Source organism: Staphylococcus sp. AS1337 (assembly GCF_051408735.1).
Lineage (GTDB): Bacteria > Bacillota > Bacilli > Staphylococcales > Staphylococcaceae > Staphylococcus > Staphylococcus xylosus_B.
Map to the genome: position 1 here is coordinate 336,498 of NZ_JBOIHZ010000003.1, position 16,514 is coordinate 353,011.

Below are 16,514 nucleotides of genomic sequence, written 5' to 3' on the forward strand. Positions count from 1 at the left end.
AGTGTATAAAAATAGCTGCCGACAGCATGTCGGCAGCTATTTTGCAATTTATAAATTGTCGTCTTCTTTTTTCTCTCTCACTTGTGTAATTCTTAATGAACGTCGTTCTACTTCTCTATATTTATCAGCACGATGCTCCAATTTGAGTCGATCTTCAGACAATGTCCTTAAGAATGAAATCATCATCATTACAAACACAACAAGTACTGGTACACTCGCTAATACAGAAGCTGTCTTCAATACATCTAATGCACGCTCACCACCTACTAACATTAATGCAAATGGTAACAAGCACAAAGCAAACGCCCAATATAAGCGATTTGCTTTTAATGGCTCACCAATCACTTTTTTCTGTGATGCTGCAGCTAAAATATAGGAACCAGAGTCAAATGTTGTTGCTAAGAATAAAATTGCTGAAACTAAGAATAATATAATAACTAAGTTAGGAAATGGCAAATGATGTAACACTTCAATAATTGTAGCTTCAGTAGTGTGCGTATTTAAGAATTCAATTACATTAAATTGACCACTTATTTGTAAATATACTGCATAGTTTCCAAAGATACCAAAGAATAACATACAGCCCAACGTACCATATACTAGTGTACCTAAAACAAGTTCTTTTAGTGTACGACCTTTTGATATACGTGCAATAAATAATCCAATAAATGGTGCATAAACTATCCACCATGCCCAATAAAATATCGTCCATTTTTGAGGGAACATTGTTTCTTTACGTCCCCCTATACCGCCAAATGGTTCGATCCATGTCGCCATTTGGAAAAAGTTTTTAAACATATTACCCATACTAGTAATTGTTGTTTCCATTATAAATACGGTCGGCCCTACAACTAATACAAATCCGAGTAATACAAATGACAATATTACATTTCCATCACTTAAAACTTTAATACCTTTTTTCAACCCTGAATATGAGCTATAAGCAAATATTGCTGTAATAACTAACAAAATAATGCTCTTCATGAGCATATTATCTCCATCTATTCCTGTAAGACGTTCTATTCCTGCTGTAATCATCGGCACACCTAATGCTAATGATGTAGCTGCTCCGCCCAACAAACCAAAAATAAAGACAATATCAACTACTTTTCCTACAATACCATCTGTTTGTCCTTTTAGTATAGGACGTAATGTTTGACTAATTTTATAGACTGGCTTGTTTTTCACAAATACAAGGTAACCAATACAAAGTGCCGGTAATACAAATGTTGCCCATGCAATTGGCCCCCAGTGGAACATGCCATACATAGTTGCATAATTAAGCGCACTATCCGTCATACCTTTACCGCCATGTGGAGGGTCTTGATAATAAAATGCCCATTCAATTATACCCCAGTATAAAATATCAGAAGCAATTCCTGCACAAAACAGCATTGCAGCCCAACTAAAATTATTGAACTCAGGTTTATCTGTTGCTTTACCTAGAGTTACGTTTCCATATTTACCAAAAGCTATGTATAATACAAAAATCAATGTTGCTAAGCCAATTAGTAAATATATAGCACCTATTGAACTAGAAACAGCATCGTTCATTTTAGTAATAATATCTTGACTTGCTTTTGGAAAGACCATCATAGGAATTACTGCAATAAGTAAAATTATCGATGATCCTATAAAGGTCGTCCAATCCATGACTTTATTCTTTTCCATTTTTGAACACCCCTGAATTTAGTTTTCTTAACTATGTATAAGTTGCTAAAATAAATAAATGTTAGCAAAACAAAATATTAATTCACAAACATGAGCCTAACGAACTTTAAATAATAATGCAAATTACATTCAAAAATCTCACTACCAAAATATGAATAATTATATAAAACGAACATTTATCCATCATATGAAAATTGCCACAATCACAGTGTTAAGTTTAAATTTAACATAATTAATGAATCTTACAATTTTACTAATTGGATATTTATGCTTAATTAATGCATAAATATTTGTTTCATTTTTTTCTTTGAATTCAAAAAATTAGAATTAATTATTATTAAAATTTTAAATTCTTAATACCTAAAAAGTATAAAATTAGAAATTTTTAATTAGATAAAATGCATGTCATTTTTGGCAATAAAATGTAAAACTTTAATGTTCTAATCGTCTTAACTCACTTTTTCCTTCAAATATTCTATAATAAAATAAAAAGCTTTTTAGGCGAATTAAATAAAGGAGTACTGTAAATGCAAAAATCACAAATTATTAATTACTGGGATAAACGAGCTGGCTCTTTTGGCGAAAATAAACAAGCAGAATTAGAGAGTAAACATGCACTAACCTGGATTGATGAAATCAACCAAATAGCCCCTATACATGAAGGTATGAAAATATTAGATATTGGTACTGGTGCTGGATTTTTAGCAATCTTATGCACTCAGCACGGAGGAACAGTTACTGGTATAGATCTTTCACCAGAAATGATAGAACATGCTAAAGTAAATGCACAACACTTCAAACAAAATCTAGACTTTAAAATTATGGATGCTGAAAATCTAGACTTTGAAGATGAAACATTTGATATCGTTATCTCAAGAAACGTAACTTGGCTCCTACCAAATACAAATGCTGCTTATAAAGAGTGGTTACGCGTATTAAAACCCCAGGGCAAGCTGATAAATATTGATGCTGATTATGGTAAAGATTCATTTGAAGCCTATAAATCGATTGGTTCAAATCATGCTCATGACACACTTGATAAAGACATGCTAGTAGAAAGCGAAGCTATTAAGCAAAGTATCCCAATTAATCATCAACTCCGACCACAATATGATATCCAAATACTTAAAGAATTAGGTTTTAATCATATACATCTTGATGAAGGAGTATATCATCGCATTTATAATGAAAAGGATGCTTTCTATAACCCAACGCCCATATTTTTAATATCCGTTACAAAATAGATACAGTTATTATTACGTATTTTTTATAATAGATATAATTTTTATTATATTTTGATATACAAGATGCCTACAACTTGCGTTTCAGACAGTTTTTTATCATACTAATAATTGAATAAAGTAAAAGGAGTGGTAAGAATGAATAAAGAACAATTTGACAAAGTAAAAAATGGTAAAGGATTCATTGCAGCATTAGACCAAAGTGGTGGTAGTACACCTAAAGCGCTAAGTGACTATGGTGTTACTGAAGATCAATACAATAGTGAAGACGAAATGTTCAAACTCGTTCATGACATGCGTACACGTATTGTTTCATCACCTTCATTTAGCTCTGATAAAATTGTTGGTGCAATCCTTTTCGAACAAACAATGGATCGTGAAGTAGAAGGTAAACATACTGGTGACTACCTTGCAGACAAAGGCATCGTACCATTTTTAAAAATAGATAAAGGTTTAGATGAACAAAAAGATGGTGTTCAATTGATGAAACCAATGCCTGAATTAGATGATTTATTAAGCCGTGCAAATGAACATAAAATTTTTGGAACTAAAATGCGTTCTAATATCTTAGAACTTAATAAAGATGGTATTGACTTAGTAGTTAAACAGCAATTTGAAGTAGCTAAACAAATCATTGCTGCAGGTTTAGTACCTATAATTGAACCTGAAGTTAATATTAACGCTGAAAACAAAGAAGAAATCGAAGCTTATTTAACTGATTCTATATTAGAAGAATTAAATAAATTAAATGATGATCAATTAGTAATGCTTAAAGTAACTATCCCTACTAAAGCAGATCAATATCAACCACTAATTAATCATCCAAACGTTGTTCGTGTCGTTGCGTTATCTGGTGGTTATAGCAGAGAACATGCAAATGAAGTACTTAAACAAAATAAAGACTTAATCGCAAGTTTCTCTCGTGCACTTATCAATGATTTAAATGTAAACCAATCAGATGAAGAGTTCGATAGAATTTTAGGCGAAACAGTTGAATCTATCTATGATGCTTCTGTTAATAAAAACTAAGTATTCATTCTTATAGTTTCATAATACGTTTCGCTATATAAATTAAATAATTAAACTTTCTGAGGCTGGGACATTATTTTTGTGTTCCAGCCTTAATTTTCATTGCAATAATACATACAATTTACTAAGTTAGCGTTAGTAACACCTATACTTCCCCCTAAAATCACATATGTGATAATACTATCTCTTATATTAGCTGTAACGACGCATATACATGTCTCCATTCACACTTAATATATAGTAATTTATTAGTAACTAGTACATAACAATAGTTGTAACAATTTCTAAATAAACTAGCCAACACTGAAAACTATCTATATACTAATATTAATTTATAAAATAACTTTATTTAAAAAACAGGGAGCATACTTAATGAAAAATCATTTACATAGATGGGTTATTGAAGCACTAAGTTTTATGGCACTTGGTTTATTTGGTTCACTAATAATTGGGCTGATTTTAGAAACATTAGGAAGTCAAACTTTGATATCTCAACTCAATTTATCTTTCTTATCTGAAATAGGCAAGGTAGCTATGTCCGTAACTGGAGCAGCAATTGGTGTTGCTATAGCTTATGGTCTAGGCGCAAAACCTCTAGTTATTTTTTCTTGTGTTATCGTTGGGACCCTTGGTTACGACACATTTGGTGGTGGCGCTGTTGGTGCATATATCGCAACACTTATTGTTGTTGAATTAAGTAGATTTTATGCGGGTAAGACAAAAATAGATATCATCATCACGCCTTTACTTACGATAGTAGTTGGTGGCACAATAGCAAAACTATTTGGTCCAGCCTTAAATCAATTCATGACTGGCTTAGGAAAAGTGATTATAGTCGGGACAGAGCAACAACCATTGATTATGGGCATAGTCGTATCCGTTATATTTGGCCTAGCTTTAACAGCCCCTATTTCTAGTGCAGCACTTGCTTTGATGCTTGATTTAAGTGGTTTAGCTGCTGGCGCAGCCACTATTGGTTGCGCTTCCCAAATGGTCGGATTTGCAGTCAATAGTTATAAAGATAATGGATGGAGTGGCTTACTATCGATTGGTATTGGAACTAGCATGTTACAAGTTCCTAATATTATTAAAAATCCAATGATTCTCTTACCTCCAACACTTGCAAGTGCGATTGTTGCGCCAATTATGACAACACTATTTCCTATGTCGAATAATCCTGCAGGTGCAGGTATGGGTACAAGTGGCTTTATAGGTCAAATTATGACGATTAATACTATGGGTGGTTCGGTTCAAACATGGTTACTGATAGCTATATTCCATATTTTGCTACCTTCATGTCTCAGCTTTATGTTATATAAATTCTTTTTAAATAAACAATGGATTAAACCAGGAGACCAACGTATCAATATAGCTAGTTAAAGATATGATATGTCAATCAGATTATGATTTTATATTGGTCATTAATCGCTAAATAACAATTTATTTACTATCGATACTTCATATATAAAAAAAAAAAGGTGACTAAATTTCTATTGCTGCTTAAACCAGCTTATAGAAATCGAGTCACCTATTTTTATTCAATGCTAATTAGATTGGTTCTCACCTTGTATTGGTACTTGTCCACCAGTTGTCACTCTTCTCTTTTGAGTAAAATAAAGGACAAACGCCACAAAGTACCACGCTAATACGATCAACCACTCTGCTGGCCAAGCGAGTGACGAAGGCATTCCAGGGAGATAAATAATTATAAATAAAATACTAAGTACCACTGCAATAATGCCTACAACTCTACCATTTCTAATACGGTATGGTCTTTCTAAATCAGGCTGTGTCTTACGCAATTTTAAAAATGAAATTGCTACTAATAGATATCCTAATACGACTCCAATACCTCCAGCATTAACAATCCATGAAAGTGCTGGTCTCCCTAATAATGGGGCTACAAATGCAAGTACACCTAAAAATAAAATACCATGTGTTGGTGTTTTGAATTTAGGATGAATATAAGCAAACCATTGCGGAATCATTTTGTTTTTAGCCATAGCATACAAAATTCTACTACCACCTATAATAAATGCATTCCAACTGGTAATAATGCCTGCGACGCCGCCCAGTACGAGTAAAACGCCAAATCCACTATGTCCAAAAAGATTTACCATTGCATCAGCTGTAGCTAGACTGCTTGTACCAAGTGCTTTTGGAGATAATCCTGTTGCGACACCAAAAACAATAAGTAGATAAAAAATCACAGATGCAATAATCGATAAGATTAAAATACCGCCTATTTTTTTAGAAGGCGCTTTTACCTCTTCAGCAATCTGTGGTATAACATCAAACCCAACAAATAGGAAAGGAATCATCATCAAGACAGACATTGTTCCACCTACACCATGTTCAAACGGCTTTAAGTTACTAAAATTACCATTAAAGCCAGCACCAAAAACAAGTAGCAAACCGACCGAAACTATAAAGATTGTAAAGACTGTCTGCATTATCGCTGCAGGTTTAACACCAAAGTAATTTAATGACGTTAAGACAATACTCCCCACAGAACCAATTAACACCCACGTTAAGTACACGTCCCATCCAGCAATATTCCACATGAATCCTTGATGTTGAAAAGGAATAACATAATCGATTACTGTAGGTAACGCAACCGCTTCAAACGTAATCACTGATACATAGCCAAATAATACTGACCAACCAGAAATAAAAGCAATACCAGGTGAAAATGCTTTTTTAACAAAGACAAATCCTCCGCCAGTTTCTGGAATTGCAGAAGCAAGTTCTGCGTATGTAAGACCAATTACAATTACTAAAAAGCCTCCTATTAAAAAGGCAACAATACTTCCTACAAAACCTGCTGTTGATACCCATTCACCTGATAACACGACCCATCCCCATCCAAGCATGGCACCGATTGCAAGAAATAAGACATCAAAAATATTCATTGATTTATCAAACTGTGATTTTTGTGATTTCATTGAACATACCCCATTACATTCTTCAAATTAAAATAATAATTTTACAAGGTCGGCACAGTAATATAACCTAATTACTGTGCTTACAACCTTGTCTTGACTTAATTATTATTCCTTAAATCTTCAACCCTTGTTTATATTTCAATTGAAAGTATTTTAATCATTCATTTCTAAAATTATTCTTGAATAGAAAGATATTTTGTTTCTAAATATGGTTCAATACCTTCTATGCCACCTTCTCTACCATAACCGCTTTCTTTCAAACCACCAAATGGTGCATGTGCAGCAGAAGGACCTCCATCGTTCCAACCAATAACGCCATACTCTAATTCATTAAAGAATTTTAGTCCAGTACGATAGTCATTAGTAAAGAAGTATGATGCTAGACCAAATTCTGTATCATTGGCTATTTGAATAACTTCATCTAAATCTTCATATGTCATAACTGGTGCAACTGGTCCAAATGTTTCTTCATGCATAGCTTTCATATCCAAATTTGCGTTAGAGATAACTACTGGTTTCAAGAAATTTCCACCTAACGATTGAATATCTTCAATGCTACGCGACAATTCTCCACCTTTCTCTTGCGCATCAGTTATATGAGATAATACTTTCTTAACAGCTTGTGCATCGATAAGTGGTCCTACTTTCACGTCACTTTCTAAACCATTACCTACAGTTAGTTCATGCACTTTTTCTATTAATTTCTCTGTATACGTCTCTGCGATATCTTGATGTACATAAATTCTATTGGCACATATACACGTTTGACCTGCATTTCTAAATTTAGAAGCAATTGTTCCATCAACAGCTGCATCAACATCCGCATCTTTATGCACAATTAACGGTGCGAGTCCACCTAGTTCCATTGTTACATTTTTAACCTGTTGTGCTGATTGTTCTATCAATGTTTTACCCACTGCAGTTGACCCAGTAAATGTCACTTTACTGATAAGTTCATGTTCAGTAAATAAATCACCTGCGTCTTTACCAGATGCAATAATATAAGAAATAGCATCTTTAGGGAATCCAGCTTCATGGGCAAGTTCTACTAATTTAATTGTAGTTAATGGCGTTTTTACTGCTGGTTTACAAATAATTGTACAACCGGCCGCTAAGGCTGGCGCCATTTTCCGCGTAATCATAGCTGCCGGGAAATTCCATGGTGTAATTGCACCAACAACGCCTACTGGGAATTTATCTATAATAATTTTTTTAGACGCAGCATTGGCTGGGATTGTGCGACCATAAACACGTTTTGCCTCTTCTGCATACCACTTCACATAAGAATTAGCATAAGTCACTTCACCTTTTGCTTCAGCAAGCGGTTTACCACCCTCTAATGTGATGAGTCGTGCTAATTCTTCTTGATGTTCATCTATAAGTTCTGCCCATTTCAATAATTTAGCAGAACGTTCGTGAGCGTCTACTTTTTTCCATTGTTGAAATGCTTTATGTGCTCGTTCCACTTGTGCTTGAATATCTTCGCTACTTGTATAATCTAAGCGTTCAATGACTTCATTGGTAGCTGGGTTAAACACTTCTAATTTTGTCATATTAAAATCTCCTTTTTATTAATCAATTATAAAATACTTACAATTATCCATACCCTATATCAAAAAGCATAAAGTGTAGTCGCTTATGCGATACCTTCTTTAGAAATTACAGTCTCAAACACATCAGTTAAAATACGTAATCCTTCATTTAACTCATCATCTGTAATAACTAAAGGTGGTAAGAATCGAATAACATTGCCTTTAATACCTGCAGATAACAACAATAAGCCTTTTTCGTTTGCTACTTGGACAAGTTTACCTGTTAATGCTTTATCAGGTTCACCAGTTTCAGGATCAACTACTTCAAAAGCAACCATTGCACCTAATCTACGTATACTTGAGATTTGATTATACGTTTCGCTCAATGATGTTAGATATGTTTCTATGTTATAACCTAGTTGTTCTGCTTTACCGTTTAAATCTTCTGTCTCTATAATTTCAATAACTTTAAGCGCAGCCTCACAAGCTAATGGATTTCCGGCATAAGTACCACCCAATTCCCCTGGTGCAGCACTATCAATGATTTCTGATTTACCAACTACACCACTTAACGGAAAGCCCGCAGCTAATGATTTAGAAACTGTGATTAAATCTGGTTCAATATCAAAATGTTCTATAGCAAAAGTCTTGCCAGTTCTGGCAAAACCACTTTGAATTTCGTCAGCTACAAAAACAATGCCATTATCTTCACAAATCTGTTTGACTGCTTTTACAAATTTAGAATCTGGGATAATGAACCCACCTTCACCTTGAACAGGTTCCATAACAATACAAGCCACATCACTTGGATCTACTGTTTCTATAAAGAAATCATGTAATTTATTGATAATTTGATCTATATAAGTTTCATCCGATAATTCTTCAGATTTTTCAGAAATATTAGGATAAGGTGCTTGATAAACTTCTGGTGCAAATGGGCCGAAACCAAATTTGTAGGGCTTCACTTTACTTGTCATTGACATAGTTAAATTTGTTCTACCATGAAATCCTCTTACAAATGAAACGACCGCTTGTCTACCAGTGTATTTTCTTGCAATCTTCACTGCATTTTCTACGGCTTCAGCTCCAGAATTCAACAATATTGATTTTTTCTCAAAATTACCTGGTGTAATCTCTGTTAACTTTTGTGCTAAGTTAAGATAACTTTCATACATAATGACATTAAATCCTGGATGTATAAATTTATCTAATTGTGTTTTTAAATGTTTCGTAATTTCAGGATGCGTATGGCCCACATTTAATGTTCCAATTGCACCGGCAAAATCAATAAATACATTGCCTTCAACATCTTTAATAGTTGCACTTTGCGCTTCATCAGCAACATGCAGATTTCCGTTTCCTACACCACGAGCTACATATTTTTCACGTTGTTCTTTATAATAATTAAATTTATCTGACATTATGAAACCTCCTATAACTTAATTACAAATGTTATTTCATTTATTGTCTAAAAATTTAAAATATTATTGGTGTTCTGTAAAGTACCAGTTTGACTTTTTATATGGTACCAGATGTAGCGTTGATTACTTTTTTTAAGCGCTGAACCGCTTCAGGTATTTGCTGTTGTTCGATTTTAGAGAAACCAATAATCAATGTCTTTCGCTCGCTATTATTTTGAAGCGCTTTCACATTAAAGCGATTTATTGTATAAAGCTCTAATTTATATTCCTTAGCTCGAGCCTCAATTTCTTCATAAGTATACGGTGAAGCAACCTCAATAATAAAATGTAAACCTGCTTGCGTATCTTTGATATCAATATTATTACCAAATGTCATTTGCAATTCCTCAATAAGATATGCCCTCTTTTTACCGTATAACTGGTGCATCCTTTTTAGATATTTTTCGTAGTGTCCTTCTTTAATAAATAAATTTAATGTTAAAGCATTTAATATTGAAAAATCTGGAATTGTACTTTGGTTTTGTACTTCAAATTTTTGAACTAATTTCGTTGGTAATATCATATAACTAATACGCAACGCTGGCATTAATGTTTTGGAAAATGTGCCTAGATATATTACACGTTCATTTTTATCAAAACTAAATAATGAGGGGATATTATCCGTTTCATATTTGAATTCACTATCATAATCATCTTCAATAATATAGCTATGTGTTTTACTCGCCCAGTTTAATAAGCTTATACGTCTAGATACAGGCATAATTGTACCCATAGGAAATTGATGCGAAGGTGTCACAATAATAGCATCTGGTTGAATTTTTTTTATTTCTTCTATAGAAATACCTTTATTATCTAATGAAACAGGAACCATTTGTGTTTGTGTTTGCTGCAATATAGTTCTGAACCTAGAATAACCTGGATTTTCAACAGTAATCTTCACATTTTCAGACATGAGTTGTATAAATTTCATTAATAATGTATTGGTACCTGAACCAATAATTATTTGTTCTGGATGACATTGAATACCTCTTTGATAAGATACTAATTTAGCTATAGATTGTCTTAGTTCTATAGGTCCTTTCACATTAGGGATTGATGATAGGTATTGATCATATTCTTGAAAAACACGTTTGGTTAACTTTGTCCATATATCTATTGGGAATTCAGATATGTCGGTACTCATATGAGAAAATGAATAATCATAATTTATTTCTGCAGCACTTTCATATGAAGTGCGCAAATTATGTGCATCTGGGTTAATTATTAATTTATCTAATGGTTCTACAAAATATCCTTTCCGTTCTTCAGTATAGATGTAACCTTCTGCTAATAATTGTTCATATGCAGCCTTAACACTATTCACGCTTACATTCATATGTTTTGCCATATTTCTTTTAGAAGGCAATTTTTCATGACTTTCATATTTAGAATCTAGCATACCCGACTTCAAATGATTATATAATTGTCTATAAATATATTGATTTGTATCACGCTGCATAGTTACACCTCTCTATTATTCAATAAATAAATTATTATTAACATTAGCTATAGTAATTCATGATTTTATAAATTATATCATATAAAAAGCAACAGTTATCCTTCTGACAACTGTTGCCTCAAATTCTATTTATCACCTTTTTTCGGGATACAATAATTCTTATTTATAATATAGGGGAAGCTAATTTTGCAATAGCTTGTTTAAATTTAATCCAATTAGAACGCTGATTATAGCGATCTTCTGTCAATTCTTGTGATACTTTCAAATCTTCAAAGAAAGCGTCTTTAAGTTCTTTAGTAATACGTTCATCATACATAAATGCGTTGATTTCAAAGTTTAATTCAAAACTTCGAATATCCATATTGGCAGAACCTACACTTGCAACTTCATCATCAATAATCATCATCTTAGAATGGATAAAGCCATTTTCATATGTGTAAACTTTAACACCATCTCGTATAAGCTGAGCCACGCTTGAAATTGTAGCCCAATATACAAATATATGATCTGGTTTGCAAGGTATAATCAAACGTACATCCACCCCTGACTTAGCAGCAATACGCAAAGCATTAATATAACCTTTATCTGGAATAAAGTACGGACTATGCATATAAATAGATTTCTCAGCTTTCATAATCATCTTCATGTAACCGAATTCAATTTGATGCCAATTATCACTTGGTGCACTGAGTGCTAATTGCATGGATACATCGCCGCCTTGATCCGCGTTTTCTGGAAAATATTTTTCATTATAATCTAATTGCTCACGTTTAGCTTGAGAGTTCCAATCATGAATAAAGCTTAGCTGTAATGCATCTACACCATCACCTCTAACTCTTAGATGTGTATCTCGCCAATAACCAAATTTTTCATTTAATCCTAAATATTCATCCCCAATATTAAAACCACCGACATAACCAGTCATACCATCAATGACAACAATTTTACGGTGATTTCTATTATTCACCCTAAAATTGATTAAAGGAATTTTGGCTTGAAAGAATGCTTCAACCTGGCCACCCGCTTCTTGGAATGACTTGAATTTTGATTTATGGACAGATTTTGAACCTACTGCATCGTATAATAATTTTACTTCTAATCCTTCATTTGCTTTTTCTTCTAAAATATTAACAATTTCAGTACCTAAGCCATCTAACTCTAAAACATAATATTCCATATGAATATAGGACTTAGCATTACGTAAGTCTTTTTTCATTTGAGTAAATAAATCATGACCATCCGTATAAATATCTACATTATTATCATCACTTAAAAATGAAGGTTCTTTTGTTAATAACGTTGTTGCAATATCTTTGTGCTTCCTTACAATTGGATTATCTGAATCGCTAATTTTATTTGTTGATTTCTTCAATTGAGATTCTACACGTTTCATACCATCTTCTATTTGATTATGTGCCAAGCCTCGCTCACGTTTCTTACGCACACCTCTACCAAAGAAGATATAAATAAAGAATCCTAAGATAGGCATAACAAAGAGTAAGAACAACCATGCCCAAGTTGCTGTCGCATCTCTTCTATCTCTATCTAAAAATACAATTAACAATGCTAATATAATATTCACTACGAAGAAAAATGCTAAAACACCTCGATAGATTGGACTAACACTTGGATCAAAAATTAACTGCATAAACTCACCTCATTGTGTTTGGTTTATCGAAAGATTTATAAAACTATCAAAATATTTACTAATTAAATTAAATATCAAACTTGTATATTACTAAAAATGCAACGCTTATTAAAGCCAATTATATTGTAAAATTCTTAATTTTACCATTCTCTTTAGCCTATTATTTATAAAATGGTTTATGCTATTTCTGAAGTGTTTCTTCAATAGTGCGATTACGACCAGCTTGAGAACCAAATAGCGTGATAATACAAGATGTTATTAATAAAATAGTTAATGAAGCCAACCATTCACCAGTAATGTCATGTAAAACACCAAATAGTAATGGACCAATCGCAGCAAATAAATAACCGATAGATTGAGCCATTCCTGACAATTTAGCAGCTGTTTGACTATGCTCTGTTCTCAAACTAAAGAAAGTGTTAACTAAACCAAATGCAATACCACCAGCTATACCAATAAGAATTGTTGATATAATTGCTAAATGAGGAATAAATATCATAATTACAACACCTACTATAAAACATAGACCAGTAACAAAGGTTAATAAAAATTGAGATTTCATTTTTGTAGCAAAAATAGGCGTAATAAATGTGAATGGAATAATTGAAATTTGAAGTACTGATAGATAAGCACCTGCTTCACTGATTGACATGCCACTTTGTGCAAGATATGCTGGCATCCAGTTTATAAGCGCGTAAAAGATAAGCGACTGTCCTCCCATTAATATAGTAATCTGCCATGATAACGGAGATTTCCAAACATTAATACTTTCTCGAGATATAGCAGTCGTCACCTCTTGTCTGCCTTTTAATTGGAATGACCATAAAATAATTGTCAAAAGTGTTACTATGCCAATCACACTTATTGCAATGTTATAGTTAAAGGCTTTTACTAATGGCGCTGTTCCATATGAAGATAGTCCACCAAAGACGTTCATAACAACGGTGTAATACCCAGTCATAATACCTATATGCAGTGGGAACTTCGCTTTAATGACTGCAGGTGCAAGTACATTACCAAAACCAATACCTATACCAATCAATACAGTGCCTATGTACAACCATGAAATACCCGTAACTGACCTGACAATAATACCTATAAATATTAAACATAAAGCTAAGAAAATCGTTTTCTCAAGTCCTAACCTATTACTTGTTCTAGCAGCAAATAATGAAATTACAGCAAAGGCTAATAAGGGTACTACTGTAACTACACTAACAGCACTATTAGATAATGCTAAATCTGCTTTTATATCTGGTAACGCCACACCTATAGAAGTTATAGGCGCTCGTAAATTTGCGCCAACTAATAAAATACCTATAAATAATAACCAATTAAATGGTTTTATTTTTCTATAATTTTCCATACTTTACCACCTTGATGGGATTATTTTAAAATCAACACACTATATGGTACGATATGTACGTTATATTGTAAATAGGAGCGATACATTTGTATAATATTCAGAATATAATAGCGAAAAACATTGCTGACCATCGTAGGAAGCATCAACTTAGCTTAGAGAAAGTTGCAAATGTTACTGGTGTCAGCAAAAACATGCTAAGTCAAATTGAAAAAGGAAATTCAAATCCTACCATTACAACACTTTGGAAAATTGCCAACGGATTTCATCTTTCTTTATCTCAATTAACATCATTAAATAACGATGAAGTAGATTTTATAGATGAATCTGATATCATTCCAATCATTGACGATAAAGTCTCTATTCACCCATATTTTCCGTATGATGATAATAAGAAATTTGAAATGTTTAAAATGGTAATAGAACCAGATGGAAAAATGAATTCAGCGCCTCACCATGTTGGTTCTGAAGAATATATCATTGTAAACGAGGGTGTCCTTGAAATAGAAGTTGATTCCACAATTTACACAATCAATCATCATCAAGCTTTTCGTTTTAACAGTGATGTGTCGCATAGTTATCATAATCATGGAAATGTCACTGTTGTTTTCACCTCAACTATGTATTATCAATAACTCATTTATAAAGACACTATGCTAGAGAACTACTTTATAAAACCATTTCTGAAAGTCCCACTGTCAATTAATTGATCAAGTGGGACTTTTCTATGTTTGTTACTTCATATGTTCCTCATATTTAACTACTGACTCTTACATCTGTTGTTCTACAACTTATATATTTCACTTAATAAGACACAACATAATGTCATTTTGATAATTAAATAAAAAATATGTAGCATTGGCTCTCTTGAAAAAGTCGTATATATTGTACATGTCACATATATTTGACACATAAGGTGGCGATATATTCACCATGAATAAAGTTAAGCATTATCGAAACGCTAAGCATATGTCTCAACTTACACTTTCAAGAACAGTTGAAGTATCAAGGCAAACAATCAATATGATTGAAAATAATAAATATAATCCATCATTGAATTTATGTATTAATATAGCGAAAGCTTTAGATGTTACACTCAATGATTTATTTTGGGAGGAGCATTCTTATGAATAGAAAGGATAAGTGGTTATATCAAAATTTCACCGGTTCAATGAGCAATCCAGATGAATACCAACAGTATGAAATCGATAAAACTCTAGCCAAACACAATATTATCGGATTATATGTACTTATCGCACTCGTTTATTTATCTATTTTCTACGATATTGAACGTGAGTTTTTATCTCCATTTACTGTCGGCGGGGGATTATTACTTATCGTTTTAGGTTGTAGAATGTCTATGAGTAAATTTAGTGCTGATCCATTAGAAATAGAGGCAAAAAATCGAGAAGTTTACCATAAATTGCTACGAGAAACTCGTAATAAAAGAGTCATTTTCTTAATCATTACAATAACCTACATGTTGTTGACTACAGTAGTAATTGCGCCAATCCTTGCAGGTAATAGTTTAAACTTTTCTATATTAACAAAGTTCAGCACCTATCTACCTTTAATTGTCATCATAATATTTACGATTACTAAGGATTCTCGGATAAAATTGCTAGATGAAAGGAGTAAACATGATGAATAATGACAAAATTCTACGTTTAATTCCTAATTTTAGATTTACAGACGAATATGAACGCCAACAATTATTATATGATTATGCTAGGTTCTCTCCATGGATTTTTTATGGTGGACTCATCTTCAGTGCGTCAGACTTTTTTATAACTAGCTATCTAAATCGTCTACCTATATTAGGTACATTAACTTTCATATTAATCTTAATCTATTCAATCATATTGATCGCTTCACTTCGCAAGAAAAAAGTGGATACTTTAGAGGTACATACTGAGGCACAATATAAGATGCAATTAAAAAAATTACATAAAAGTAGCATATTATTCGCAACTATAATGTTTGTAGTATTCAATCTAAATAATTATTGGATACCACTCATTTCAGGTTCTGATTTACCACAAAGTTCAGATATCTTGAAAAATCTATTTGTTAATTTAATCATTGCTATTATAACGGGTTTTGTCACTTATGGCTTTGCTAGAATAAAGCTCATTAGAACTTATAAAGAAAATGATTAGTAATATA

At 32.6% G+C, this 16,514-nt stretch carries 14 protein-coding genes; 7 read left to right on the plus strand and 7 right to left on the minus strand.

Translation table 11 applies throughout. The features are described 5' to 3' along the window. Positions 1-48: 48 nt before the first annotated feature. Positions 49-1,671 (minus strand): BCCT family transporter, encoded by a 1,623-nt coding sequence (locus ACSUE0_RS07075; RefSeq protein ID WP_119613501.1) that lies wholly within the window; start codon positions 1,669-1,671, stop codon positions 49-51. Between the two features lie 527 nt (positions 1,672-2,198). Here ACSUE0_RS07075 and ACSUE0_RS07080 point away from each other — a divergent pair. From ACSUE0_RS07080 to ACSUE0_RS07090, 3 genes are all read left to right on the plus strand, one after another. Then, the gene (locus ACSUE0_RS07080; RefSeq protein WP_119613502.1) at positions 2,199-2,915 is read left to right on the plus strand and encodes a class I SAM-dependent methyltransferase; all 717 of its coding nucleotides are present in this window, start codon (positions 2,199-2,201) and stop codon (positions 2,913-2,915) included. A gap of 135 nt (positions 2,916-3,050) precedes the next feature. Further along, the gene (locus ACSUE0_RS07085; protein ID WP_119613503.1) at positions 3,051-3,941 is read left to right on the plus strand and encodes a fructose bisphosphate aldolase; all 891 of its coding nucleotides are present in this window, start codon (positions 3,051-3,053) and stop codon (positions 3,939-3,941) included. 372 nt (positions 3,942-4,313) lie between these two features. Beyond that, positions 4,314-5,321, plus strand: coding sequence for a PTS transporter subunit IIC (locus tag ACSUE0_RS07090; RefSeq protein ID WP_436956717.1), 1,008 nt, complete (start codon positions 4,314-4,316; stop codon positions 5,319-5,321). Positions 5,322-5,485: 164 nt separating this feature from the next. On the opposite strand, the gene ACSUE0_RS07095 is transcribed toward ACSUE0_RS07090, so the two are convergent. The 6 genes from ACSUE0_RS07095 to ACSUE0_RS07120 all read right to left on the minus strand — a co-directional run bounded on the left by ACSUE0_RS07095 (position 5,486) and on the right by ACSUE0_RS07120 (position 14,351). Further along, positions 5,486-6,886: an APC family permease gene (locus tag ACSUE0_RS07095; protein ID WP_436956719.1), complete on the minus strand. Its 1,401-nt coding sequence runs from the start codon at positions 6,884-6,886 to the stop codon at positions 5,486-5,488. Between the two features lie 173 nt (positions 6,887-7,059). Beyond that, on the minus strand, positions 7,060-8,439 hold the full coding sequence (locus ACSUE0_RS07100) for an NAD-dependent succinate-semialdehyde dehydrogenase (RefSeq protein ID WP_119613506.1): 1,380 nt from the start codon (positions 8,437-8,439) through the stop codon (positions 7,060-7,062). A gap of 83 nt (positions 8,440-8,522) precedes the next feature. Beyond that, on the minus strand, positions 8,523-9,839 hold the full coding sequence (gabT, locus tag ACSUE0_RS07105; RefSeq protein ID WP_119613507.1) for a 4-aminobutyrate--2-oxoglutarate transaminase: 1,317 nt from the start codon (positions 9,837-9,839) through the stop codon (positions 8,523-8,525). Positions 9,840-9,936: 97 nt separating this feature from the next. Beyond that, positions 9,937-11,337, minus strand: a complete 1,401-nt coding sequence (locus ACSUE0_RS07110; protein WP_436956721.1) for a PLP-dependent aminotransferase family protein — start codon at positions 11,335-11,337, stop codon at positions 9,937-9,939. A gap of 163 nt (positions 11,338-11,500) precedes the next feature. Then, positions 11,501-12,985, minus strand: a complete 1,485-nt coding sequence (gene cls / locus ACSUE0_RS07115) for a cardiolipin synthase (protein WP_436956723.1) — start codon at positions 12,983-12,985, stop codon at positions 11,501-11,503. Between the two features lie 181 nt (positions 12,986-13,166). Then, entirely contained in the window at positions 13,167-14,351 is a 1,185-nt protein-coding gene (locus tag ACSUE0_RS07120) for a CynX/NimT family MFS transporter (RefSeq protein WP_119613510.1), read from the minus strand. 86 nt (positions 14,352-14,437) lie between these two features. Between ACSUE0_RS07120 and ACSUE0_RS07125 the strand changes: the two genes are divergently transcribed. From ACSUE0_RS07125 to ACSUE0_RS07140, 4 genes are all read left to right on the plus strand, one after another. Next, positions 14,438-14,983 carry a helix-turn-helix domain-containing protein gene (locus tag ACSUE0_RS07125; RefSeq protein WP_436956725.1) on the plus strand — a complete coding sequence of 182 codons (546 nt, stop codon included), beginning with the start codon at positions 14,438-14,440 and terminating at the stop codon, positions 14,981-14,983. 298 nt (positions 14,984-15,281) lie between these two features. After that, positions 15,282-15,482: a helix-turn-helix transcriptional regulator gene (locus ACSUE0_RS07130; protein ID WP_107529893.1), complete on the plus strand. Its 201-nt coding sequence runs from the start codon at positions 15,282-15,284 to the stop codon at positions 15,480-15,482. Next, complete coding sequence (locus tag ACSUE0_RS07135; RefSeq protein WP_119613512.1) at positions 15,475-15,999, plus strand: hypothetical protein; 525 nt, start codon at positions 15,475-15,477, stop codon at positions 15,997-15,999. Before ACSUE0_RS07130 ends, ACSUE0_RS07135 begins: the two co-directional genes overlap by 8 nt. Beyond that, positions 15,992-16,507 carry a hypothetical protein gene (locus tag ACSUE0_RS07140; protein WP_119613513.1) on the plus strand — a complete coding sequence of 172 codons (516 nt, stop codon included), beginning with the start codon at positions 15,992-15,994 and terminating at the stop codon, positions 16,505-16,507. The genes ACSUE0_RS07135 and ACSUE0_RS07140 overlap by 8 nt, the downstream gene beginning before the upstream one ends. Positions 16,508-16,514 lie beyond the last annotated feature (7 nt).

Bases quoted from the DNA above. Each gene is read 5' to 3' on its own strand.
- ACSUE0_RS07075 (WP_119613501.1), bottom strand. From the start codon at position 1,671: ATGGAAAAGAATAAAGTCATGGATTGGACGACCTTTATAGGATCATCG.
- ACSUE0_RS07080 (WP_119613502.1), top strand. From the start codon at position 2,199: ATGCAAAAATCACAAATTATTAATTACTGGGATAAACGAGCTGGCTCT.
- ACSUE0_RS07085 (WP_119613503.1), top strand. From the start codon at position 3,051: ATGAATAAAGAACAATTTGACAAAGTAAAAAATGGTAAAGGATTCATT.
- ACSUE0_RS07090 (WP_436956717.1), top strand. From the start codon at position 4,314: ATGAAAAATCATTTACATAGATGGGTTATTGAAGCACTAAGTTTTATG.
- ACSUE0_RS07095 (WP_436956719.1), bottom strand. From the start codon at position 6,886: ATGAAATCACAAAAATCACAGTTTGATAAATCAATGAATATTTTTGAT.
- ACSUE0_RS07100 (WP_119613506.1), bottom strand. From the start codon at position 8,439: ATGACAAAATTAGAAGTGTTTAACCCAGCTACCAATGAAGTCATTGAA.
- gabT (WP_119613507.1), bottom strand. From the start codon at position 9,839: ATGTCAGATAAATTTAATTATTATAAAGAACAACGTGAAAAATATGTA.
- ACSUE0_RS07110 (WP_436956721.1), bottom strand. From the start codon at position 11,337: ATGCAGCGTGATACAAATCAATATATTTATAGACAATTATATAATCAT.
- cls (WP_436956723.1), bottom strand. From the start codon at position 12,985: ATGCAGTTAATTTTTGATCCAAGTGTTAGTCCAATCTATCGAGGTGTT.
- ACSUE0_RS07120 (WP_119613510.1), bottom strand. From the start codon at position 14,351: ATGGAAAATTATAGAAAAATAAAACCATTTAATTGGTTATTATTTATA.
- ACSUE0_RS07130 (WP_107529893.1), top strand. From the start codon at position 15,282: ATGAATAAAGTTAAGCATTATCGAAACGCTAAGCATATGTCTCAACTT.
- ACSUE0_RS07135 (WP_119613512.1), top strand. From the start codon at position 15,475: ATGAATAGAAAGGATAAGTGGTTATATCAAAATTTCACCGGTTCAATG.
- ACSUE0_RS07140 (WP_119613513.1), top strand. From the start codon at position 15,992: ATGAATAATGACAAAATTCTACGTTTAATTCCTAATTTTAGATTTACA.